The following is a 22,560-nucleotide window of genomic DNA, read 5'->3' as shown; positions in this document are numbered from 1 at the left end:
TCAAGAGCGCTAGGTCGACCGCCCCTTTGGGGCTTTTCGGCGACGGCAAGATGTCAGCCGCGCTTGAACAGCGCCTCGGCGGCCGATTTCGTCGAACCCTTGGCGGAAAGCTCGGCCTCGAGCCGGCCGATCTCGGCGCGCAGGGCTAAGATGCGCTCGTTGAGCTCGCCGACCGAAAGCAAAGACAGGTCCTGGCCGATCTCGTGGACGGTCTTTTTCTTCTTCGGCTCGTCGTCGAACAGCGCCATCTCGCTCTCCTTGATCTCCAGTCAGGCGTTTGCCTGATTTGCCAATCAGAATACATAGTGCGGTCAACCACATGTAAAGTCCGGGGCACACCGGACCAGCGGAGACCGAAAAGACATGGCCAACGTTGCCAAGCTTCCAGCCAAGATGCTCGCGGTGGCGATCACGCAGCCCGGGGGGCCGCGCGTGCTCAAGGCGGAAAAGCGCGACCTGCCCGAGCTTGGCGCCGGCGAGATCCTGATCCGGGTGCATGCGGCCGGCGTCAATCGGCCCGACGTGCAGCAGCGCAAGGGGGCGTACCCCGCGCCGCCCGGCGCGTCGGACCTGCCCGGGCTCGAAGTGTCGGGCGAGGTGGCAGCCCTCGGCGAGGGGGCGACACGCTTCCGCATCGGCGACGCGGTCTGCGCGCTGACGCCGGGCGGCGGATACGCCGAATACGCCAAGGTGCCCGAAACCAACGCGCTGCCCGTGCCCAAGGGTTTTACCTACACCGAAGCCGCCGCCGTGCCCGAAACCTTCTTCACCGTCTGGCACAATGTGTTCGAGCGCGGCGCGCTCAAGGCGGGCGAAACGCTGCTCATCCATGGCGGCTCGTCGGGCATAGGCACCACCGCGATCCAGCTCGCCTCGGCCTTCGGCGCCTATGTCATTGCCACCGCGGGTTCGGAGGACAAGTGCGCTGCTTGTCTCAAGCTCGGGGCCGACCGCGCGATCAATTACAAAACGGAAGAATTCGTTCAGGCGGTGAAGGACGCCACCGACGGCAAGGGCGCCAATGTCATCCTCGACATGGTCGGCGGCGAGTATGTCGGGCGCAACTACCATGCCGCGGCGGTCGACGGCCGCATCGTGCAGATCGCGACGCAGGGCGGGGCGGTGGCGAGCGCCGATTTCTCACGGCTGATGGTCAAGCGGCTGACCCATACCGGCTCGACGCTGAGGCCGCGCACCACCGAGTTCAAGGCGGGCATCGCCGCGGCCCTCGAAGCCCAGGTGTGGCCGCTGCTGGCTGTCCGCCGCGTCGCACCCGTGATGGACATGATCTTCCCGCTCAAGGAAGCCTGGCGGGCGCATGAGCGCATGGAAGAGGGCGAGCACATTGGCAAGATCGTGCTGGATGTCGGGTGAAGGTTCTTCTCCCTCCCCTTGTGGGGAGGGCCGGGTGGGGGCGGCTCTCGTCCAAGGGTACCCCACCCTTTATCCTTCCCCCCAAGGGGGAGGAAAATTGCGCGCTCTTCCCGCGTCGCGGGGGCGAGGAGCCCGCGTCCTCGCTAGTCGGTGATGAGGAACGACCTGTTGCTGGCCACGTCGAGCAAGGGCAGTTCCTTGTTACCGGTGACACTCTTGCTCGCCGCGTTGCCGCCAAAGTAGTAGGCAATGCCGACAGAGGCGTTGAACTGCTCCTGGCCTGAGCCAAGTGGGCCGGAGGGAGTGCGCGGCGCCACATAGTTGGCGCTGGCAAACGTCGACCAGTTGTCGCTCAGCGGTACTTTACCAACCACGCCGAATTGCCATTTGGCGATGTCTTCGTCGTCAAAGATGCCGTAGTAGGCCATGACCTCGCCGCCGAAATCGAAGTTGTGCTTCACGTAGACGTTCTTCTGGTTCATCGCACGAATTGTCGTGAGAAGGCTAGGAGCGCCGGCCACTGTGACCGCAGCCCGGTCAGTGTTCACGCCATACGTGCCCCACACGCCGACCTCGGTGGATTCGCTCAGCGCGACCCCAAGAGTGCCGCGGACTTGACCCAGGCTAATGTCGCTTGCATTGACGCCCCAACGTTCGGCCTGGAAGCCGTCGTATACGACGCCCAAGCTCAGCCGATCTGCTATCGACGGGTTTTCTGTCGACATGTCGCCGCGCTTGTAGAAACCCGCCGTGTAAAACACTTGCCGTTCAAGGGCGGTGGCATCCGGGACGATACGGAGACGACCCTTGAAGTCATAGATGCCGATGCTGGCGCCGGCCTGGACTCCGAAGGTTGACTCGCCGAAGCTCAAGCCGCTGTTGAAGCCGGCTACGCCGCCGAAGCTGCCAGTAAGTGCTCCGGTCCCACCGTTGATGTTCGTAATCCGCTCGCCCAGTGACTTGTACGCATCGGCACTGGCCCAAACGTAGGTGCCGGAAAGAAAACCGGCTACCGGGCCGTCGGAAGTCTCTGATGAAGCTTGCTGCTGACGAGACGCTTCTTTTGCCTGCGTCCCAGAGCCAGACGTGTTTGCTACCGCAGTTCCAAACAACTTTTGTTGGTCGGCTTCACTGATGTTGTATTTTTCGACAACTGCCTGTTGTTCTGGGGTGAGAGTGGCTGCGTTTGCAGCGTCAATCACGCCTGTTAAGGCGATGGTTACGACCAGTGGGCGGGCCATCCCGGCCGCTGCGTATCGACCTGCGGCCGCCAGAATGCTGTTCATGTGCCAACCCCTCCCTGAATCCCCAACCAACGGTTAAACACGCGAGGGTTCGTTGGAAAGCGGAGAACCCGCTCCACCAAGAAGAGTTACAGGGTGTGGCGAAAATGCTACACAGCTGATAGAAGAGCGCCGGGCGAGGAGGCCTGAGGCGCCGCCGCGCGCCTCTTCTCCCCAGCGGGGAGAAGGTGGCCCGAAGGGCCGGATGAGGGGGGCTTGCCAATCGTCACCGCCAGCCATTGGCGAGTTGCAGGACAAACAGGAACATGCCCTCGATGCGGCGGTCGGCGGCGCGGCTGAGCGGCACCGGGCAGAAGCCGGCGCGGCCGAATTCGGTCGGCGAGGCGCGGCAGCGACCGAAATTGCGGCATTCGCGGCGCTGGCATTTGTTGTGCGCGCCTTCCATGGTGGCTGCGATGCTGACGGCGAGCACGAGCGCGTTGTGCATGGAATAGGGCAGGTGGCCGTAGCCCGGCAGCGGCGGGTCGATGATTTCGATCTCTTGCTTGCGTTTCCTCGACATGAAGAGGTCTCCGGTTGTCGGCTCGCGCGGGTCTTTTCGGGCGCGGGCAGGGGTGGTTGGGGAAATCTGGGCGCACACAAGTGTCCCGCGCCGATGAAGCCGGGATTGGGAACCGGACGCATGGCCTTGCGTCTCTGTGATGCTAGTGCGTGACGCGCAGCCATGCGTCCGCCAGCGCTCTTGCCCCGCTCAGACGCCTCGGCTTTCACCGCCAGCCGCCGCAAGGCCCGGACTTGGGGGCTCATCACCCAGCAGGGGCACCGTATCCCCTGCCAGCCCGGACGCCGTCGCCCTCCCCAGGCATCCGGTTCATGACCCGGGTTCCCTGAGGGCGATGCGGGGATTATCCGCTAGGTGCGAAGGGGTGTGGAAAAGAAAATTTTCAAAGGCAAGCGATCATGCTCGAAGCTTCACAAAAATACCAAAGTGATTCAATGTGATAGCCTAAGCCGTCAAGTACGCCCTCAAAGGATCTATCGTAAAAAGATCCATTTCTTTTCCACGGCGTATTGCTCTTTTGGGCAATTTCGATCGAGTGAATGGATGTCGTCCGAGGTGTGCATTACAAATGAACATCCGCCCGTAGCTGCAGGCTAGGTCTGCCGGTCTGAGTAATCCGCCTAAATTCAAGAATTTCGGAGTGCGCTCAATGGATGTTGCGCAGTGCTAAGCAAGAAATGCATACAGTTCAACATTAAATTCATAGCGCAATGTTCTTGTGCGCCTGAGCGTGAAACTCGTAGACGAGGATGCCCAAACAGACTAAAAAGTGTGGTCTATTTGGGGGGGGCGGCATGGTGGCTGACGGTGTCTTGTTTGACGAGCGGTTTCTCGATCGACATGCTGGAACCATAATTTCAGATACAGCCACCGCGATAGTCGAACTTGTTGCAAATGCGTGGGACGCCTACGCAACAGACGTCGAGATCACTTGGCCGGATCGGCACTCCAAAACGCTATTCTCAATATCCGACAACGGCAAGGGAATGACCGGTCCGATGTTCGAGAAGCGATGGCGAAAGCTAGACTACAACCGCGTCTCAGAAGACGGCAACGTAGTCGATCCTCCAGAAGAAATATCCAGACTGAGCCCGCGAAAAGTTTACGGCCGAAACGGCCGTGGACGACATGCAGCTTTTCGGTTTTCGGATCCTTATACTGTTACGACTTGGCGTGACGGTGTCGCTCTCACTTACGAAATACGTCGAGGTGTCACCAATCCGTTCGATGTTGCTCTGATCTATCGCGAGGACGGCGTTGAGGGCCACGGCACGACCGTGGCGGCCACCGGCCTCGCTGAGGGGGTCGCATTGACCGTTGATGAAGTTAAGGAGGTAATCGGAACACGCTTCCTTGCTGACCCTAATTTCCGCGTCTACGTCGACGGAGTTTTGGTAACGTTTGACGATCTGCCGAGTGTCAAACTAAGGGAGATCAACGTTCCGGTCGAGCCATACGGGATGGCTCATCTTATCGTCGTCGATGCGATAAGGGCCGACAAAACTACTCGTCATCACGGTATTGCGTGGCGTGTAAATAGCCGTCTTGTGGGCACGCCTAGTTGGATCGCGTTCGATCAGGAGCGTTTGTTGGACGGTCGGAAAACCGAAGCGAAACGCTTTCAGGTTATCGTCCAAGCGGACTTTCTCGAAGACCATGTTCTTGAGGACTGGTCCGCTTTCCGTCCGAACAGTGACGCGTGGAAGGCGACTCGATCCGCTGTGCACACGGCGGTGTTGGATTTCTTGTCGGCTTTCGGATCCGCAGCACGTGAAGAAACCAAGGAGGCGATACGAGAGAGTTTTGCTTACACCGTGGGAAAGCTGACTCCGGTTGGTCGAGCCCGTTGGGATGACTTTGTCGACGAGGTTGTGGACAAGTGCCAGAGCATCACGTCGGACGAAGTGCAGCAACTTGCTGGGATACTTGCCAACTTGGAACTGTCGACCAGCAAGTATGCGCTGATCGGCAAGCTGCACGAGATGCCCGCCGGAGATCTCGATACGCTGCATCGGATACTCGAAGATTGGACAGTTCGCCTTGCAAAAGATGCTTTGGACGAAATCCAAGGCAGGTTGAAGCTGATCGAGGAACTCGATCGGAAACTGAATGACCCGTTGATGGACGAAGTCGGTGATCTTCAGCCTCTGATCGAAAAATCCCTTTGGGTCTTTGGCCCCGAGTTCGAGTCGCTCGAGTTCACAAGCAACAGGGGGATGACTACAGTCATCCGCGATTTGTTCGGTTCGGACGAAAAGGGGAGCTTACTTCGCCCAGATTTTGTCATGCTGCCGGATGGATCAGTGGGGCTGTACGGGAGAGACTCTTACGACGAAAATCATGAGGTAAGCGGCGTTGGACGACTTGTGATCGCCGAAATCAAGAAGGCAAGCGTGCCAATCGGAAGTGAGCAAAAGGAGCAGCCTTGGCGTTACGTGAAAGAGTTAATCAAGAAGGGGTTTGTTACTCCGGCTACAAGGGTTGACTGTTTTGTGCTTGGGTCGAGGATCGACTCTAGCGAGACTGGAAAACGTGAAGAATGGGATGGTAGGGTCGTGATCCAGCCGCTGCTCTACAGCCAGTTCGTCCGGCGAGCCGAAGCAAGAATGTTGGGTCTCCGAGAGAAACTTGTATCGGCGCCATTCATGCGAGAGCATGGTATCGACGGCGAAGCATTCGTCGCCCCTAGAGAGCCCCGACAAAAGAGTCTTTTTGCGGAGACTGGCGTGGTTTGAGATGGCAATCTCAGCTTAAATGCGGCTGCGACCTCATCGGAAGTCGCGAAGCCATTTCATTCTGGCAGGATTGTCTCAAGGATATCGATAAAGGTTGAAACCTCTTCGCCAGGAATTTTCTGGCCAATGTCTCCGTGAATTATTGCATTTCTATATCTTACAAAATTGCGAAGCTTGTCTGCTTCAGATGGCGTAAAGTATCCTTTGGCCGACAATGTCTCCACTATGCGGCCCGGCGTTTGAGGGCGATCGAAATAATCCGGCAATGTGGCTCTTGCTAGAGCCTCAAAGCTCGCCCATGCCAAGAGCAGTGCGGCTTCGGGTTGCCCAATCGCGACGATTTTTCTAGCGTCGTCCAAGCGGGAATGGATAGTTTCAAAAGATGAAATAGGCAGTGCTTTTCGTTCACGGCCGTCTTCAATCCAAAGTACGCGCAGATCCCATCTAGATTGACCTTTCAGTATTTCGGATATTTGTGCCAACTTGCGTTGGGAATTCGGCGAGCCGCGACTTATTACTTCAATTGCAAGATTTTTGTCGCCCCTCAGCGCGATTGCATCGGGTTGATATCCTTGCATGAAAGATGGCACGAGTTTCCGATTTGGCTGGACGAACACTTCATAGCCTTCGCCTTCCAACTCAGGGATCAGTCGCTGTAGGAGTTCGGCTTCAGCAACGGAATCACTCATCTAAAGTCCTCGTGCGGGTTGTTGGAAATCTTTACATAAAGTACTGGTCGCTCAGCATCGAGAGCCTCAGAAAATTTCGTGGTCGGATTTTCGAATGTATAAACGTTGTTTGGTTCAAACTTCTGAACAACAACCCGTTCAACCTGTACGTCGTCAATGTATATATGACGAGAAAGCGCGTCGAGAATTGGCTTGACGATATTGTCAATATCACCCTGCATTCGTTCAGGCGGTAGGTAGAAAAGTGTTACCGACATACGGTCGTTTGACGCAAGGTGTGGGTTAGGCACACTCGTCCGGCTGGCCTCCTTGACACGTTCTTTCCACTCATCGCGCGACGCGGCCTTCTTCGCTTGAAGCGAAACAGGCGTCCCTTGCACTAGAAACTCAATCGGAAACTCTATTTCCATGCTGTTGATGCACTCTCCCGCCGATGCCGTCTCTTAACTTAGGATACCAGTGTGCTGCCTGTCATCATGTGCGTGGCCAAAGATCGGAAGGAAAGTGTCGTTGTTGTCCGCGCATTTGTGGAGCACTCTGCTGTCTCTTCGCAATCCGCATCTCCTATAGTTCTCCTATCGCCCGGCCACTAGGGGCGCGTTTCGGGCTGAAAGCGTGACCTCACCCCTCTCAAAATCCTGGCTCTTCGGCCTCGCGCTCTGGATCGCGGCACTTTTGGCGTTTGCGCTCTATTCGGTGGAGACGTCCAAGGCACGTTTGGCGGGTGAGCTGGAGGTGACGGGGCGGACGTTGCACCGGCTGATTTCGCAGCGGGCAGCACAGCATGATGCGCATATGACCAGCCTGATCGCGCTGACCAGCGGGGCGGAGCCAGCACCTTTGGGCGCCGTGCGGCAGGTGATGGAGAGCATTTCAAGGTTTTATCCGCGCATCGCCTGGATCGCGCTGGTTTCGTTCGATGGCGGTGGCGGCAGCACCGGCCCGGGGGCGGCGGCTGGGGCAAGCCTCGGTGCGGGGGGCGGGGTCAGGATGCTGGTCGAGGTGCCGGAGGGCGGGGGCGAGAACCTTGCGCCTTTGCGCGGGGCGATAAGCGAACAGCTGCGCGGCAAGATTGGCGTGCATGCGAGTGGGAACGGGCGGTATCTCTTGGCCAAGCGGGCGCCCGCACCTTCGGATGCGGTGCTGGTGTTCGGCATCGATGCCGCGCTTTTGCTGGAGCCGGAGGAGCGGCCTGAATGGGCGCATCTGAGGCTCACGCTCGACGGGCAGGAACTGCTCGACCTGCCGGCGGAGGAGGCTTTGGGCGCGGGCGCTTCGTTTGTGGCCGCACCGCATTTCGAAAAGGTGATCGACGGCGAGGGGCAGAAGATTTTGCTTTCGCTCGACCGGCCCTTGCCGCTCGACGCGCTTTTGCCGCTGCGGTCGTTGCTTGGGTTTGCAGCTTTGGCCGGTCTGGCGTCGTTTGCGCTGATGTTTGCGCTCAGGCAGCGGGCGGCGGCGCAACAATCGCAACAAGTGGCACGGCAGGCGGAGGCGCGGGCGCTGTTGCAGGAGCGGGAGACGCTGCTGGCGCATGCCTCGCGCGTCAACGCCATGGGCGAGCTGGCGTCCGGCATCGCGCACGAGCTGACGCAGCCGCTGACGGCGGTGCTGAGCCGCAGCCAGGCGGCGCTCAGGCTTGCGGGTGCGGAAAAACCTGATCTCGGGCTGATAACGCAGGCGCTCGACGTCAATGTGCGCGAGGCCAAGCGCGCCGGCGAGATGCTGAAGCGGATGCGCGACTATGCCTCCAACAAGGCGCCGGAGCCAAAGCCGAGCGCACTCAACGGGATCGTCAGCGAGATCGTGGCACTGACGGCAGCCGATCTCGAACGGCGCGGCGTCAAGCTGGAGCTCGATCTTGCGGCGGAGGCGCCGGAGGCGGTGGTCGACGCAATCGAGATGGAGCAGGTGCTGCACAATCTGATCCGCAACGCGGCCGATGCGCTGGAGGGTGCGGGGACCGCTGGGGCGCGGATTTCGATCGCGACGAAGATCGTGGGCGCAGACGCGAAGATCGAGGTGGCGGATAACGGGCCGGGGATCGCGGCCGACGTGCTGCCAAAACTTTTCGTGCCGTTCTTCACCACCAAGGCCGACGGCATGGGGCTCGGGTTGTCGCTGTGCCAGACGCTGGTGGAGCGGGTCGACGGTCGGATCGAGGCCGGGAATGGCGCGGGTGGCGGGGCGCGGTTCGTGATTACGTTGCCCCACGCATCGGCCCGAAAATCGGAATCGATTTTCGGGAAGCACGATGCGTAGATTCAACAAGTGCCGGAGCGTCCTTTGCGCGTCCGCAGGACGCGCGGTGCTCCGGGGAGTGGGCGCATGAGCAGGTACCAGGTCTATCTGATCGACGACGACGAGGCGGTGCGCGATGCGCTGGCGTTCCTGCTCGGCACCTATGGGATATCGGTCGAGACTTTCGGCGACCCCAAGACGTTCCTGGCGCATGTCGACGAGGCCAAGCCGGGCGTGCTGGTGGTCGATTTGCGCATGCCCGAGGTTTCCGGCTTGCAGCTGTACCAGAGGCTTGCCGAGCGCGGCATCGACTGGCCGACGGTGATGATCACCGGCCATGGCGACGTTGTCGCCTGCAGGCGCGCCTTCAAGGCCGGCATCCAGGATTTCTTGACCAAGCCGGTCGATGGCGAGGTGCTGGTCGAAGCACTTCAGCAGGGGTTTTCGAGCCTCGACGCCCGGCTGGAAAAGCGCGAGGCGCGCGCGCTGCTGGCTAGGCTGACGGAGCGCGAGCGCGAGGTGCTCGACATGGTGGCGCGGGGCTGGGCGAGCAAGGAGGTGGCGACGGCGCTCGAGGTTTCGGTGCGCACCATCGACGCGCACCGGGCGAAGATCGCCGAGAAGCTCGGCACCAGCTCGGTGGCCGAGTTCGTTAGGCTGACGCTTCAGGAGAAGTAGGTAGCATTACCTAGGGCGGGTGGTGGCATCGCGGATTCTGCCGGGCGGGGGATCGGCGTAGTTCTGTCTCAGGGCAAGCAAGACGCTTTCTCCCGAGCAACATCAGGACAGGTCATGATCAAGAGCATTTTCCTCGCCGCCGCTGCCACCGTCGCCATCACCGGTGCTGCTTCCGCACAGGTGCTGACCGAGAAGAACATCTCGTCGAGCCTCGCCGTCGAGATCGCCCAGAACGCGGTCGCCGCATGTGCTGCCGACAAGTACAACGTGACCGCCGCCGTGGTTGACCGCGCGGGTGTGCTGCGCGCACTCGTCCGCGCCGACAATGCCGGCACGCACACGGTTTCGGCCGCACAGGACAAGGCCTTCACCTCGGCCTCGTCGCGCACCCCGACCGGCAAGATGGCCGAGAACGTCGCCAAGAACCCGGGTGCGGCCGGCCTGGTCGACATCGACGGCTTCCTGGTGCTGGCCGGCGGTGTGCCGATCAAGGCCGGCGACGCGGTCATCGGCGCCATCGGCGTCGGCGGCGCACCCGGCGGCAATTTCGACGAGGCGTGCGCTGTTGCGGCCATCGAAAAGGTCGCCGACCAGCTGAAGTAAGCCTGTCCGGCACCATTGCCGGCACAACGAAGCCCCGCTTCCTGAGACCAGGAGGCGGGGCTTTTTGCGTCGCATGGCGGGCGAAACGGCGCGTTTGCGGGCAGTTCCAAAATCGTTGCGGTGGCGGGCGAATACGTCTATATACGGGCCGAATTTCCCAATTTCTGGTGGTCTTGATCCACCGCCCGCGTGAGGGACGCGGGCGAGCGAAGAGGATATATCGCATGGCCAATACGCTGCTTATGCCCAAGGCGACCGCTGTCTGGCTGGTCGACAACACGGCACTTTCGTTCGACCAGATCGCGCAGTTCTGCTCGCTGCACCCGCTCGAAGTGAAGGCCATCGCCGACGGCGAATCGGCCCAGGGCATCAAGGGCATGGACCCGATCATGACCGGCCAGCTGACGCGCGCCGAGATCGCCAAGGGCGAGGGCGACATCAACCACCGCCTCAAGCTGTCGGACCCCAAGGTCCGCGTGCCCGAGAGCAAGCGCAAGGGCCCGCGCTACACGCCGCTGTCGAAGCGCCAGGATCGCCCGAACGCCATCTACTGGCTGGTCAAGAACCATCCCGAGCTCAAGGACGCGCAGATCTCGCGCCTGGTCGGCACGACCAAGGCAACGATCGAGCAGATCCGCGAGCGCAAGCACTGGAACATGGCGACGCTGACGCCGCTCGATCCGGTGGCGCTCGGCCTGTGCTCGCAGATCGACCTCGACATCGAAGTGCAGCGCGCCTCGCGCGGCCGTGAAGCCCCGGCGCCGACCGGCGATACGCTGCTGCCGGCCTCGCTGACCGAGCGCCTGACGCCCGAGCAGGCCTCGCCCAAGGACGAGGACAAGGAACTCGACGCCAACGCGGTGTTCGCCAAGCTGTCGGCGCTCAAGTCGAAGACCCCGGACGAAGACGAGGAATAGTCTTTTTCGTCGCCCGCGACTTGGTGCGGGTTAGAGTTAAAAAAGCCCGCGATATGCGGGCTTTTTTTTGTGGCCGAAAGGCCGGGCGCCCGACGGCGGCCGGGTGTTTTGATTTGCCGAGCCCGCTTGCGAGGGGGCATGGTTGTCTCAGGAAAATTCGCCTGAAACATCGAGGTCGGAGATGAGCGGTTCCGCTGCATTCGACGCCTGGAGTGCCGGCAACAGCTACGAGCATTACATGGGCCGGTGGAGCCGGCTGGTGGCCGACAAATTCGTCGCCTGGCTATCGCCGCCCGGGCAGGCCGCATGGCTGGAGATCGGCTGCGGCACCGGCGCGTTGACTGCAGCCATACTGGCAGGTGCCGCGCCGCGCTCGATCCTGTCCATCGATCCGTCGGCCGACTTTGTGGCGCATGCCCGCGCAGCGATTGGCGACGGGCGCGCCAGTTTCGAGGTGGCGGATGCGCTGAAGCTGCCGGCGCAGCCGGCAAGCATCGACGTCGTCACGTCGGGGCTGGTGCTCAACTTCATTCCCGACAGGCCGGCGGCACTAGCGGAGATGCAGCGGGTGCTGAAGCCGGACGGCCTGCTGTCGTTCTATGTCTGGAATTATCCCGGCGGCGGCATCGGTTTCATCCACGCGTTCTGGAAGGCTGCCGTGGAGATCGATCCGGATGCGGCAAAGCTCGGCGAAGGTGTCCGGTTTCCGTTCTGCACGAGGGAAGGGCTGCTGGCGCTGTGCCGGGAGGCCGGTTGGCGCGAGGTTGCCATCGCGCCGGTCGAGATCGAAACCCGGTTCGAGGATTTCGAGGCGTTCTGGCAACCGTTCACGCTGGGCGCTGGTCCGGCACCCGGCTACTGCATGAGCCTGACCGAGGATCACAGGGCAAGGCTCAAGGCGCGGCTGGCCGAGCGCCTGGGGGCAACGGGCCCGATCAGCCTTGCTGCACGAGCCTGGATGGTCAAGGCAAGCAGGCGAGGCTGAGCGGCAGGATGCGTTCAGCCGCCGGCGCGCGGATTGCAACGCTGGCGTTGGTACCTATTCAGTGGCGATGAATTTCAGCGTACCGGCGATTCCCGACCCTGATGTGCCGCCCTTCCGGTCGGAGGGATGGTTGATGCCGTCCATGACGGGGATCTCGGTGAAGTCGAACGGGCTGATGCCCTCGAGGCAGGCGGCGTTGACACCGTACTGGTTGGGGTTCGACCGCCGCTGGTGGTGGGTGTAGATGCCACATTTCGAGCAGAAGTAGTGCTTCGCCGCCATGGTGTTGAACTGGTAGATGGTGAGCGCTTCTTCGCCAGCCAGGACATCGACGCCGCCAAGGTCGGCCGACAAGGCGACGGCGCCCTTCATGCGGCAGTAGGAGCAAGTGCAGCGCCGCGCGCTGCGCAGGCCGTCCGACAGCCTGACGCGCAGGCGGACCGTGCCGCAGTGGCAGGCGCCGTTGATCTCGTGGATGTCCATGTTCATGTCGGCGATGTCTCCTGTTGCCGGACTGTTCGGCGCGCCCCAACTGGACTGAACCCTTCCCAACATCAAGGATGCGGGCCTGATCATCGCTTGTGCCAATGTAAAAAAAAGCCCGGCTTCTGGCCGGGCTTTTCAAGAGGCTGACGCTGGGAGGATGCGTCAGCCGCGGGAATTGCGATCGGGAGTGCCAAAGGATTCGCTGCGTTCGACACTGCGGTAATAATCGACCAGCAGCTTGCCGCGCTCGGGCTTGAAGGTGCGGCCGGCGGAGTCGACAGAGGCGATGCGGTCGATGCGGAAGGCGCGGAAATCGTTGCGCATCTCGCACCAGGCGATCAGCGTCCAGACCTTGCCCCAGAACCACAGGCCGAGCGGACGCACGTCGCGCGCCGAGCCGCGGCCGGCCTCGTCATTGTAATCGAGCTTGAGCACCTGTCGTTTTTCGACGGCGCGCTCGATCAGGTCGATCGCCTCGCGGTCGGCGTCGGAGACGACCCACATCGGCGTGTGGATCTCGGTGCGGGCAATGCGGTCCTTTTCCGAGTCCGGCAGGACCGCACCGATCTTGACCAGCGCCTCGTCGGCGGCACGCGCCATGGCGGCACCGCCGAAGGCGCGGACCATGCGGGCGCCGGCAACCAGGGCTACTATTTCGTCTCGTGTGAACATCAGCGGCGGAAGGTCGAACCCTTCCCTCATCATGTAGCCCACCCCGGCCTCGCCATCGATCGGCACACCCGTCGATTGCAGGTCGGCGATGTCGCGATAGATCGTGCGCTCGGAGACCTCGAGCCACGCGCCGAGCTTGTGCGCGGTGACCAGGCGGCCACCTCGGAGATGCTGTACGATCTGGAACAGCCTGTCGGCGCGTCTCATCGATTACCCCTCAAGGTCTCGCGCTGTTCTTGGCCAAGTGGGGGCGCCTTGCGTCGATGACAATGCGCGTGGTCAAAAAGCCGGTCCGGCGTGCCATCTCGTACTCGGCACCGAGCAAAGCCAAGCACCTCGGAACGCGAACCTCTTCACTCTATCATCGCACAGGCCTCCTGACAGCGTATTGTCAGGAGCCGTCACCATGTTCGCGCGTGACCATGGCATGCGCGCGCGCGAACATGACGCGCATCTCGCCGATCTGGCCGGCCTGCTCGGGATAGAGCGCCTCAAGGAAGGCCGCAGCGAAGGTTCCCGGCGCCGAGACGATGTTGTTGTCGGCAACCGCATGCGGCACATCGCGATAGTTCGCAGCGCCGGCATAAGCGGGCTCATGGCCGAGGATCCAGTCGCGGCCGTTGCTGGTGTGGCCGACGTCTGCGAAGAGGCCGGCACGGGCGAGCGCAAGCGTGCCGGCGCAGATGCCGCCGACCACGCCGCCGCGCGCGGCCACCGCCTTGAGCAGCGGCGAAACGTCTGGTGCATCCTTCGCCGCCCAGCCGTCGGAGCCGATGACCGCAACCGCATCGAGATCCTGGTTTTCCGCCGGATTGGCACCGCGTGCGGCATCGAGGCGGAAGCCCGCGATGGAGGTCAGCGGCGATGCGTGCGGCGAAATCGCAATGGCGCGTGCGCCGAACCACTCGACCGCCGAGGCGGCAAGCATGCCGTATTCCCAGTCTGCGTAGCCCTCGATGAAGAGAACGCCGATGGTTTTCGAGGCGGTCATTGGTGCGTCCTTTCCTGCCAGCCCTGTCAGTTGCTGTCGGCTCGGCGCGAGCCGAAGCGGTCGGGCCAGCCGATGTCCTTGCGAAGATCGGCGGGGAGCGAGTTCAGGAATCGCTCGGTGCGGATCTCGTTGTGGATGGTCCTGATCTTGCCGGCATAGTGCCTGACCGCGCGGAAGATGTCGGGGTTGAACGAGCTCATGACTGATCCTCCAATTCGTTTACGGGAGGAGTATCGCACAGCCCTCCTGACAGCCCTCTGTCAGGAGCCGGTCGGTGTATCGAGATTCAGTTCAGGCCTGTCTCACTCTGCATTCCAACAAGCCCGCCTGCCGCCCTCGGTCAGCTCTTGGCAGGCACCGTGTAGTTGAGCACGAGCCGCCCGCCATCGGCAAAAATGGTCTGGCCGGTGATGTAGCTGGCGTCGTCGGAAGCCAGGAAAGCGGCGATCGCGGCGATCTCCCCAGGCTCGCCGATGCGGCCGAGCGGCGTGCGTGACAGGACGCGCGCCATCGCTGCCGGGTCGGCGTTTACGCGCGCCAGCATGTCGGTCGAGATCGAGCCGGGGCCGATGGCGTTGACGCGGATGCCGTAGGGCGCAAGGCCCAGCGCCATGACGGAGGTGAGCTGGGCGATGCCGCCCTTGGACACGGCATAGGGCACCTGGTCGGCGATCGCGACCACGGCATTGACCGACGACATGTTGACGATCGAGCCCGGCGCACCACCGGCCGTGACCCTTTCGACCATGATCCGGGCCACAGCCTGGCCGGCGAGGAAGGCACCCTTGAGGTTGACCCTGAGCACGCGGTCGAAATCGTCCTCGGTGAGGTCGAGGAAATCGGCCTGGTGGTCGATGCCGGCATTGTTGACCAGAACGTCGACGTCGCCGAATGCGTCGATCGTAGAGGCCACCAGATTGTGCACGTCGAGGCGCTTGCCGACATCGGCGCGGACGAAACGCGCCTTGCCGAGCTTGGCGAGGTCGCGCTCGGCTGCGTCGCCCTGTTCCTGGTCGATGTCGGCGATGACGACGCGCGCGCCTTCGCTGAGCAGGCGCTCGGCAACGGCATAACCGATGCCCTTGGCGCCGCCCGTGACGATTGCCGTCTTGCCGTCGAGCCTCATGTTCCGCTCCTGTCACTGTTGCCGCGAGGCGATTCCAGTGGCGGACAGTGGCGGGAAGGGCGGGCGCGGTCAACGGGCGGCTCGCGTGCAGTGGCGGAACCAGCGATCCCGGGGCATTGCCAATCAGTGCGGGGAGAAATAGGATACCCCCCTATATTATAGCGAGGGTGCGATGTCGCATGTCATCAAGGAAAAGGCCAAGCTGCTTGCGCGGGTGCGGCGCATCAAGGGCCAGGTCGAGGCGGTGGAGCGGGCGCTGGAGGCCGAGCTCGGCTGCGCCGACGTTCTGCAACTGGTCGCCTCGGTACGCGGCGCCGTCGGCGGGCTGACCGCCGAGCTGATGGAAGACCACATCCGCGACCACGTGCTCGCCCCCGCCGATGCTACAGAGCGCCAGCGCGGCGGCGAAGAGTTGATCGACGTCATCAGGACCTATCTGAAATGAGCCACGACCATGCGCACGGCCACCATCACGGGCATGACCATCACCATGACCAACCGTTCGAGCCGGCGCACAGCCATGTCTTCCTGGGCGAGCGCCACGACCGCAACGCGCGGCGGACGATGCTGGTGATCGCGCTGACGACGGCCATGATGGTGATCGAGATCGTCGCCGGCACGGTCTACGGCTCGATGGCGCTGGTGGCCGACGGCTGGCACATGTCGACCCATGCAGCGGCGATGCTGATCGCGGCCCTTGCCTATGTGTTCGCGCGGCGGCAGGCGCACAACCCGCGCTTCACCTTTGGCACCGGCAAGGTGGGCGACCTTGCCGCCTTCGCAAGTGCCGTGATCCTGGCGATCGTGGCGATCTACATCGGCTGGGAGAGCGTGGCGAGGCTGATGAACCCGGTGGCGATCAGTTTTCACGAGGCTGCGATCATCGCCGTGGTCGGGCTGGCCGTGAACCTCGCCAGTGCCTGGCTGCTGCATGACGGCGGCCATCACGGGCATGATCATGGCCACGCTCACGACCATGGGCACGACAACAACCTGCGCGCCGCCTATGTGCACGTGCTGGCCGATGCGCTGACCTCGGTGCTCGCCATCTTCGCGCTGGTGATGGGGGCGATCCACGGGCTGCAATGGATCGACCCGGCCATGGGCATCGTCGGCGCGGTGGTCATCGCGCGCTGGTCGTGGACGCTGATCCGCGATGCCGGGCGCGTGCTGGTCGACTACGTGCCCTCGGGTGAGGACCTGCCCGATGAGATCCGCGAGGCGGTGGAGACCGACAGGGATGTGATCACCGACCTGCATGTCTGGCAGGTGGGGCCCGGGCATCATGCGGCGATCGTGGCGCTGAAATCGAGCGCGCCGGCGACACCCGAGAGCTACAAGTCGAAGCTCGCCCACATCCACGACCTGTCGCATGTGACGATCGAGGTGCAGCCGGCGTAAGACGCGGGTGATCTCTCCGGTGCGGCCTTGATCAGCCTGACGATGCGGCAGTGAAAACCGCCAATTGGGCATCGAAAGCACGCTTGAACGCCGGCCGCGCTTCGCCGCGGGCGACATAGGCGGAGAGGTTCGGATACTCCTCCAGCAGGCCCGATCCGTTCAACCTGCGCAGCACGCCCACCATCACGAGGTCGCCGGCGCTGAACGCGCCGTCGAGCCAGTCGGCTTTGCCAAGGCGACGGGAAAGGTCGCCCAGCCGGTTGCGGATGCGATCCTCGAGCATGAGCAGGCGCTCCGCGTACCAGGTCTTGTCGCGCTCCAGGTACCCTGTGCTTTCCCGTTCGAGGATCGGCGGCTCGATCGTGCTGAGCGCGGCAAACATCCATGTGATGGCGCGCGCACGCGCATTGGCATCCTCGGGCAGCAGGCTGGCATTGCACTCCGCGATATGGAACACGATCGCTCCTGACTCGAACAAGGCGAGATCGCCTTCCTCATAGGTCGGAATCTGACCGAACGGTTGAAGCGCACGATGGGCGGGCCGTTTCATCTCGCTGAACGAGACAAGACGGACGTCGTAGGGCTGGCCCACTTCCTCGAGCGCCCAGCGAACACGCATGTCACGTGCCTGTCCCTTGCCGCGGTCGGGCGAGCGTTCAAATGCCGTGATGGTGGGGGTCATCGAAAGGCTCCCGTGTTTGCATGATGGTGCCAAGAACGATGTGCGTGATTGTGGCTCTTTCTCATGGCCAGATATCCAGTCCTTGCGCTTTGCCTACAGAGGACGAATGACCGGGGCGGCTCCCGACAAGTTGCCCGGTCTTTTCGGCCACGGCTTCCGGGGGGTGGACAAAGGCCGTTGCCCCCCTATGTCGGAAGGGTGCGGGCGGGTTAACTGGCTCCCAAGCGAAAGGAACGCGCAATGGCCATCGCCAAGAACACGATCTGCCTGTGGTACGACAAGGACGCCGAGGATGCGGCCCGCTTTTACGCAACGGTCTTTCCCGACAGCGCAGTACACGCCGTCCACCGCGCGCCGGGCGACTATCCCTCGGGCAAGGAGGGCGACGTGCTGACGGTCGATTTCACCGTCGCCGGCGTTCCCTGCATCGGCCTCAACGGAGGGCCGGTGTTCAAGCACAACGAGGCCTTCTCGTTCCAGATCGCCACCGACGACCAGGAGGAGACCGACCGCTACTGGAACGCCATCGTCGGCAATGGCGGGCAGGAGAGCGCCTGCGGCTGGTGCAAGGACAAGTGGGGCGTCAACTGGCAGATCACGCCGCGCGTGCTGACCGATGCCATGGCCGCCGGCGGCGCCGAAGCCAAGCGGGCGTTTGCGGCAATGATGGACATGAGGAAGATCGACGTCGCGGCGATCGAGGCGGCGCGGCGCGGGTGACTGCTGTCGGGCATCGCCAGCAGAGCGTGCCCGTCCGGCACCGATTGCAAACCTAGGCAAGATCCTTTCGCAGCCGGACAGCGGGCGCCAGATCCGTCGCAACGGTTCCGGCGAACCGGAAGCCAGAAGCCTCGTAGAACGGGCGAGCCCGCGCGCCGGCCACAACACGTAGCGACCGTGCGCCGAGTGCTGCGGCGCGGCGTTCGGCTTCGGCGAGGAGCATGCTGCCGATGCCTTTTCGCCATGCCTCCGGCGCAATGAAGAGATCTTCCAGTTCGGCTCGATGGGCAGTGTCGCCCGGAAGGACGGTCACGAAGCCGACGATCTCCCCCGCCAACTCGGCGACCATGACATGCGGCAAGTGCGTGGCCGGGACCTCTCTCGCCTCCGGCATCGCCTGCAGTTCCTCGACATGATCTCCCCAGGCCAGCGAAGAGCGCAGCTTGAGCGCGCCAAGAGCGTCCCTTTCCTCAGCGCGGGCCGGCCGGATGCTGACGGTCATTGCAGTTCCCGCGTGCTCGCTCAGGACGGTGCGCCTCACATCTTCTCGCCGGGCAGGGCGCTGGCCTGCCTGACCCAGTCCGAGAACTGCGCCTCGTCAAACGGGCGGCCCTCGTAGATGTCGAGATAGCGCACATTCGCCTGCTTCGACGTGCCGGGTGGGAGCGGCGAGAGGTGAGCGCCCTTGAAGAACGCGACCTTGACGTATCTGGTGAGGCAGTGAAAGCCGACGAACCAGAGATCCTTCTCCATGCCGTAGAGGGGTGAGTTCCATTTCACTGCCTTGACCACGCCGGGGACCGCCTCGGTGATCAGAGTGTCGAGGCGGCGGCCGACGTCCTGCTTCCAGCCGGGCATGGCGTCGATGTAGGACTGGACGACGGCGTCGCCATAACCCTTGGCGATCTGCGGATTGCCGCCGGACAGGAGCTTTACTTGGGCGGGTTCCTTTGCGGTCATCAGGCGCTGCCCTTCGATGCAGGCACGGTGTTTCGCTGGCCGCCGAGATAGGGCAGGAAGAACATGTAGATGCCGGTCGGGATCAGTACGAAGAGCGGCGGCAGGGGCAGATAATAGAACCACTCGGGCAGGGTGGTGATGGCCATGCCGGCGAAGATCGATGCGACGGCCAGGCTGAAGACGAGCGAGGTCCAGCGATGGACGGTGCGGATCACAGAGTTCATGGCAAGCTCCCGGATTTCGATTGACGGTGCCGGCGAAGCGACGGTCAGTCCAGCTTCGAGACGACGTCGCCCAACTGGGCGATGAAGCGCGGCCAGCCGACAGTTGCGCCCTGGAAATAGGACTTCTGGGCGGTGGTGAAGCCGCGCTGCTCCATGCGCAGGCTGGTGCCGGTGGCGGTGGGGGCGAGCGTCCAAGTGACGATGCTGCGCAGGTCCTTGGTATCCCAGCGGTAGGACAGCGCGCGGTTCGGCTCGACCGTCTCGACCTCGCAATCGACCTGTCCCCAGTCGGCGGACAGGGTGAAGCGACGGCCGGCTTCGGGAGTGAAGTCGTTGTTCATCAGCCATTCTGCGATGAGATGCGGCTGGGTGAGGGCGCGCCAGAGCTTTTCCGGCGGATAGGGAAAATCGCGCTCGACCACGACCGAGCGCGTCGTTTCCATCGTTTCTGTCATTGGTCCATCCTCCTCAGCAGGTTGTCGAGATCGTCGAAGCGGTCTTGCCAGAAACCGGTCATCTCGGTCGTCCAGTCGACCAGCGTCCTCAGCGCGTCGCGCTCAGCGCTGTAATAGGTGTAGCGGCCTTCGTGCCGGTCGCGCACGAGCCCTGCAGACTTAAGTATCTTCAGGTGCTTGGAGACCACGGGCTGCGAGACGCCGGCCTCGCCGAGCAGGCCTACGACTGACGTATCGCCGTCGCGGCAGAGACGCTCGAACAGCCCGCGACGGGTGGGATCGGAAAGCGCGCGGAAGATCGCGTCCTGAGGCTCAGACATTAACTCATACCCGATTGGCTATGAATTATTCATAGTCAATCGGGTATGAGTTAGTCAATGGGCGGTGATGTCAGGACTGATGGCGCCGGCTCTCGACCTCATGTTGGTCATTCGTAAGTAGATTGCAAAATCCCTAAAGCTACCTTTCGTCGCAAGTCGTCGGCGTGGTCAGCAATAGTAGTAGTCCATCAGGCAATGCGGCGCATAACCCCACATTATGGAGTGAGCGAGTTTGATCCTAAGTGGCCGGCCTTTCGCGAAGTATAAATGCCGGCACGCCACCAGACCAACACGCTGAGCGTCAGCATCAAGATATCGGCCATTGGAGCGGCGATCCATACACCGGTCTCACCCCAAATGTAGGGCAAGGCAAAGGTCAGTGGAATTGCGAACAGATATGCCCGCCCCAGCGAGAGGATGGCGGCTTCCCGCGCCCTGCCTATAGCTTGCGCATAACTGGCGGCCATCATTACCGGGCCGAAAGCGAAATACGCTGCAAGGTACAGCGGAACAATGCGTGCCACTTCCAGCCTAACAAGGGCATCGGGCACAAAAAGTCCGCCCAGCCAGTCGCGTCCACCAAGCAGCAGCAGTTGCACTAGCAGGCCATAAACGACGCTCACGCCAAGCGAAAAGTAAAGCGTCTGCTTTGCCCGTTCATCCTGTCCAGCACCTACCGTATTGCCGACAATTGCCTGCAGGGCCAGGCTCATACCCATCAGCGGCAGGAAGGCAAATGTCATCAAGCGCATCACCACCCCATACGCTGCGATAGTCATGTCGGACTGCGGCAGCTCCAGCCGTTGCAGGGCGTACAGCACCGCCGCCGAGCTGAGCGAAATACCGATGAAATTGAGGCTGCGCGGTGCTCCAAGAGTCAGCATTTCTCGCCATTCACGGTCGTATCTCAAACCGACCATCGGCAGAACTGCCCTGCTGCTCATGCGATAGACGACCACGATACCCAGCCCCAATATCTGCGCCAGGGCCGTACCCCAGGCTGACCCAGCCACTCCAAAATCAAACACGCCGATCAGCAATCCGTTGAACCCGATATTGGCCAGTGTCACCAACACGCCTGCCATAGCCATGAAGCCAACCCGACCCTCCATGCGCAGCGCGTCGGCGTGCACAGAGAGTAGAAACCCTGCCGGTGCGGTAGCAAATGAAATGGCAAGGAATGTCCACCCCATCTCACCGAGGTGGACGTTACCGCCCGCAACCAAACTGACAATATGGGCACCCAGTCCAAAAAAAGTCAGCATTGCCAAGGCAGCGACAGCAACGGCAAGCCCCTGTGCGGAAGCAAAGGTATTGATTGCCCCATCCATGTCTTGGGCACCTAGTCGGCGACCCAATATGCTGGCCATGCCGATGCCGACCATAGTCGAGACAGCCACCAGTAACATCGAGATTGGAAACACCAACGTCACCGCGCTCAGGGCATCAGCCCCCACGAATGCGCCTAGTAACATGGCATCGACCACGGTCAGCAGGCCACTTTTCGTCGTCACGACGATGATTGGCAGGCAGGTTCGAATGAAGACGGATCGGATCGATCCACGCAAGAATGAATTTTTCGGCTCAGCCGCCAACGACGATTGGTCGCTCATCAAAAACTCCCGTCATGGGCAAGTAGGATGATTTTGATGGGGCTCGCATTGCCATCGCTCCAACTGCCCCAGGGGGAAATGGCGATCAGCTTGTCTAATGCAGGGGCTTAACCACTGGCGAAAACGCCATGCGAGCGGCAGGTCACCCTGCGGACCTAGATGCGTGTCTATTTTCGGGTCGTTTTACTGTCAAGGAGCATAAATTGAGCTTGTGCATATTTGGCGGACACTGGTTAAGGTTCGGTGGAGCCGTCTATTGCGCGGCGCAATGTGCGGTTCGCGGCATCGGATTAGGTCCTTCTTTGCCGCCCGTGGACCCAAAAGCGGACCGTTAGCTTTCCACCCCGTTGCTGCCATTGCCGCAACCGCGCTCTTGCGAAATGCCGGGGCGCTGTTGCACAACGGGGCATGTCGAAGACCACTCCCGCCACACTCGCGCTGACCAAGTCGGGCATCCCGTTCGCCGTTGCCACCTACGACTACGATTCCGGCGCCGAGCGCGTCGGGCTGCAGGCGGCCGAGGCGATGGGGGTTGCGCCTGGCGTCGTGCTCAAGACGCTGATGGTCGAGGTCGACGGCAAGCCGGCCTGCGTTGTGGTGCCCTCCGACCAGGAGGTCAACATGAAGAAGGTCGCTGCCGCCTTCGGGGGCAAGGCGGCGCAGATGATGAAGCCCGTCGATGCCGAGCGGCTGACGGGCTACAAGGTCGGTGGCATCAGTCCCTTCGGTCAGCGCAAGCAGGTGCCGACCGCGGTCGAGGAGATGGCGACGCTGGAGGAAGAGATCTACCTCAATGGCGGCCAGAGGGGCCTGCAGATTTGCATGCGCCCCGACGACCTGATCGCAGCACTCGGCGCCAAGGCGGCCGACCTCATCCGCTGA

General features: G+C 62.2%; 28 protein-coding genes. 11 read left to right on the top strand and 17 right to left on the bottom strand.

The features are described 5' to 3' along the window. Positions 1–53: 53 nt before the first annotated feature. Positions 54–248: a DUF1192 domain-containing protein gene (locus tag WHT83_RS01720; protein ID WP_108606577.1), complete on the bottom strand. Its 195-nt coding sequence runs from the start codon at positions 246–248 to the stop codon at positions 54–56. A gap of 115 nt (positions 249–363) precedes the next feature. Here WHT83_RS01720 and WHT83_RS01715 point away from each other — a divergent pair, with 115 nt between their 5' ends. After that, on the top strand, positions 364–1,374 hold the full coding sequence (locus WHT83_RS01715; protein WP_406872791.1) for an NAD(P)H-quinone oxidoreductase: 1,011 nt from the start codon (positions 364–366) through the stop codon (positions 1,372–1,374). Positions 1,375–1,517: 143 nt separating this feature from the next. On the opposite strand, the gene WHT83_RS01710 is transcribed toward WHT83_RS01715, so the two are convergent. Continuing rightward, the gene (locus WHT83_RS01710) at positions 1,518–2,660 is read right to left on the bottom strand and encodes a DUF6666 family protein (RefSeq protein ID WP_159091580.1); all 1,143 of its coding nucleotides are present in this window, start codon (positions 2,658–2,660) and stop codon (positions 1,518–1,520) included. 223 nt (positions 2,661–2,883) lie between these two features. Next, a complete protein-coding gene (locus tag WHT83_RS01705; RefSeq protein ID WP_406872790.1) occupies positions 2,884–3,180 on the bottom strand; it encodes a hypothetical protein in 297 nt (98 codons plus the stop codon). A 794-nt stretch (positions 3,181–3,974) separates the two neighbouring features. Between WHT83_RS01705 and WHT83_RS01700 the strand changes: the two genes are divergently transcribed. Continuing rightward, complete coding sequence (locus WHT83_RS01700; RefSeq protein ID WP_406872789.1) at positions 3,975–5,915, top strand: ATP-binding protein; 1,941 nt, start codon at positions 3,975–3,977, stop codon at positions 5,913–5,915. Between the two features lie 56 nt (positions 5,916–5,971). On the opposite strand, the gene WHT83_RS01695 is transcribed toward WHT83_RS01700, so the two are convergent. Beyond that, entirely contained in the window at positions 5,972–6,604 is a 633-nt protein-coding gene (locus WHT83_RS01695; protein WP_406872788.1) for a hypothetical protein, read from the bottom strand. Next, positions 6,601–7,014, bottom strand: coding sequence for a RusA family crossover junction endodeoxyribonuclease (locus tag WHT83_RS01690; RefSeq protein WP_406872787.1), 414 nt, complete (start codon positions 7,012–7,014; stop codon positions 6,601–6,603). Before WHT83_RS01690 ends, WHT83_RS01695 begins: the two co-directional genes overlap by 4 nt. Before the next feature lie 265 nt (positions 7,015–7,279). On the opposite strand from WHT83_RS01690, the gene WHT83_RS01685 reads away from it, so the two are divergent. From WHT83_RS01685 to WHT83_RS01665, 5 genes are all read left to right on the top strand, one after another. Beyond that, positions 7,280–8,866 (top strand): sensor histidine kinase, encoded by a 1,587-nt coding sequence (locus WHT83_RS01685; RefSeq protein ID WP_406872786.1) that lies wholly within the window; start codon positions 7,280–7,282, stop codon positions 8,864–8,866. A gap of 66 nt (positions 8,867–8,932) precedes the next feature. Next, a complete protein-coding gene (locus WHT83_RS01680; protein ID WP_406872785.1) occupies positions 8,933–9,523 on the top strand; it encodes a response regulator transcription factor in 591 nt (196 codons plus the stop codon). A 114-nt stretch (positions 9,524–9,637) separates the two neighbouring features. After that, positions 9,638–10,126: a heme-binding protein gene (locus WHT83_RS01675; RefSeq protein WP_108606586.1), complete on the top strand. Its 489-nt coding sequence runs from the start codon at positions 9,638–9,640 to the stop codon at positions 10,124–10,126. 224 nt (positions 10,127–10,350) lie between these two features. Continuing rightward, positions 10,351–11,043, top strand: coding sequence for a DUF1013 domain-containing protein (locus tag WHT83_RS01670; protein WP_108606587.1), 693 nt, complete (start codon positions 10,351–10,353; stop codon positions 11,041–11,043). A gap of 181 nt (positions 11,044–11,224) precedes the next feature. Continuing rightward, on the top strand, positions 11,225–12,028 hold the full coding sequence (locus WHT83_RS01665; RefSeq protein WP_406872784.1) for a class I SAM-dependent methyltransferase: 804 nt from the start codon (positions 11,225–11,227) through the stop codon (positions 12,026–12,028). A gap of 54 nt (positions 12,029–12,082) precedes the next feature. On the opposite strand, the gene WHT83_RS01660 is transcribed toward WHT83_RS01665, so the two are convergent. The 5 genes from WHT83_RS01660 to WHT83_RS01640 form a co-directional block, all read right to left on the bottom strand. Continuing rightward, positions 12,083–12,517, bottom strand: coding sequence for a GFA family protein (locus WHT83_RS01660; RefSeq protein ID WP_108606589.1), 435 nt, complete (start codon positions 12,515–12,517; stop codon positions 12,083–12,085). A 159-nt stretch (positions 12,518–12,676) separates the two neighbouring features. After that, positions 12,677–13,393 carry a YafY family protein gene (locus tag WHT83_RS01655; RefSeq protein ID WP_108606590.1) on the bottom strand — a complete coding sequence of 239 codons (717 nt, stop codon included), beginning with the start codon at positions 13,391–13,393 and terminating at the stop codon, positions 12,677–12,679. A gap of 184 nt (positions 13,394–13,577) precedes the next feature. Further along, on the bottom strand, positions 13,578–14,177 hold the full coding sequence (locus tag WHT83_RS01650) for a DJ-1/PfpI family protein (protein WP_406872783.1): 600 nt from the start codon (positions 14,175–14,177) through the stop codon (positions 13,578–13,580). Positions 14,178–14,203: 26 nt separating this feature from the next. After that, the gene (locus tag WHT83_RS01645) at positions 14,204–14,377 is read right to left on the bottom strand and encodes a hypothetical protein (RefSeq protein ID WP_318763548.1); all 174 of its coding nucleotides are present in this window, start codon (positions 14,375–14,377) and stop codon (positions 14,204–14,206) included. Between the two features lie 140 nt (positions 14,378–14,517). Then, a complete protein-coding gene (locus tag WHT83_RS01640) occupies positions 14,518–15,303 on the bottom strand; it encodes an SDR family NAD(P)-dependent oxidoreductase (protein ID WP_406872782.1) in 786 nt (261 codons plus the stop codon). Between the two features lie 172 nt (positions 15,304–15,475). On the opposite strand from WHT83_RS01640, the gene WHT83_RS01635 reads away from it, so the two are divergent. Beyond that, positions 15,476–15,748 carry a metal/formaldehyde-sensitive transcriptional repressor gene (locus WHT83_RS01635; protein ID WP_108606593.1) on the top strand — a complete coding sequence of 91 codons (273 nt, stop codon included), beginning with the start codon at positions 15,476–15,478 and terminating at the stop codon, positions 15,746–15,748. Then, entirely contained in the window at positions 15,745–16,704 is a 960-nt protein-coding gene (gene dmeF / locus WHT83_RS01630) for a CDF family Co(II)/Ni(II) efflux transporter DmeF (protein WP_406872781.1), read from the top strand. The genes WHT83_RS01635 and dmeF overlap by 4 nt, the downstream gene beginning before the upstream one ends. Before the next feature lie 31 nt (positions 16,705–16,735). On the opposite strand, the gene WHT83_RS01625 is transcribed toward dmeF, so the two are convergent. After that, positions 16,736–17,386: a glutathione S-transferase family protein gene (locus tag WHT83_RS01625; RefSeq protein WP_406872780.1), complete on the bottom strand. Its 651-nt coding sequence runs from the start codon at positions 17,384–17,386 to the stop codon at positions 16,736–16,738. A gap of 246 nt (positions 17,387–17,632) precedes the next feature. On the opposite strand from WHT83_RS01625, the gene WHT83_RS01620 reads away from it, so the two are divergent. After that, entirely contained in the window at positions 17,633–18,106 is a 474-nt protein-coding gene (locus tag WHT83_RS01620) for a VOC family protein (protein WP_406873910.1), read from the top strand. 52 nt (positions 18,107–18,158) lie between these two features. Here the strand turns inward: WHT83_RS01620 and WHT83_RS01615 are convergent, their stop codons facing one another. The 6 genes from WHT83_RS01615 to WHT83_RS01590 form a co-directional block, all read right to left on the bottom strand. Then, on the bottom strand, positions 18,159–18,608 hold the full coding sequence (locus WHT83_RS01615) for a GNAT family N-acetyltransferase (RefSeq protein ID WP_406872779.1): 450 nt from the start codon (positions 18,606–18,608) through the stop codon (positions 18,159–18,161). Positions 18,609–18,643: 35 nt separating this feature from the next. Further along, positions 18,644–19,066: a DUF1801 domain-containing protein gene (locus WHT83_RS01610; protein WP_406872778.1), complete on the bottom strand. Its 423-nt coding sequence runs from the start codon at positions 19,064–19,066 to the stop codon at positions 18,644–18,646. Beyond that, positions 19,066–19,290: a hypothetical protein gene (locus WHT83_RS01605; RefSeq protein WP_406872777.1), complete on the bottom strand. Its 225-nt coding sequence runs from the start codon at positions 19,288–19,290 to the stop codon at positions 19,066–19,068. The genes WHT83_RS01610 and WHT83_RS01605 overlap by 1 nt, the downstream gene beginning before the upstream one ends. 44 nt (positions 19,291–19,334) lie before the next feature. Beyond that, positions 19,335–19,745, bottom strand: coding sequence for an SRPBCC domain-containing protein (locus WHT83_RS01600; protein ID WP_108606598.1), 411 nt, complete (start codon positions 19,743–19,745; stop codon positions 19,335–19,337). Next, positions 19,742–20,065 (bottom strand): ArsR/SmtB family transcription factor, encoded by a 324-nt coding sequence (locus WHT83_RS01595; RefSeq protein ID WP_406872776.1) that lies wholly within the window; start codon positions 20,063–20,065, stop codon positions 19,742–19,744. Before WHT83_RS01595 ends, WHT83_RS01600 begins: the two co-directional genes overlap by 4 nt. A gap of 215 nt (positions 20,066–20,280) precedes the next feature. Then, a complete protein-coding gene (locus WHT83_RS01590) occupies positions 20,281–21,678 on the bottom strand; it encodes an MATE family efflux transporter (protein WP_406872775.1) in 1,398 nt (465 codons plus the stop codon). 408 nt (positions 21,679–22,086) lie between these two features. Here WHT83_RS01590 and ybaK point away from each other — a divergent pair, with 408 nt between their 5' ends. Next, on the top strand, positions 22,087–22,560 hold the full coding sequence (ybaK, locus tag WHT83_RS01585; protein WP_406872774.1) for a Cys-tRNA(Pro) deacylase: 474 nt from the start codon (positions 22,087–22,089) through the stop codon (positions 22,558–22,560).

The sequence above is a fragment of the Aminobacter sp. P9b genome, from assembly GCF_045345995.1.
Taxonomy (GTDB): Bacteria; Pseudomonadota; Alphaproteobacteria; order Rhizobiales; family Rhizobiaceae; genus Aminobacter; species Aminobacter niigataensis.
This window is presented reverse-complemented; position numbering and strand designations above follow the sequence as displayed.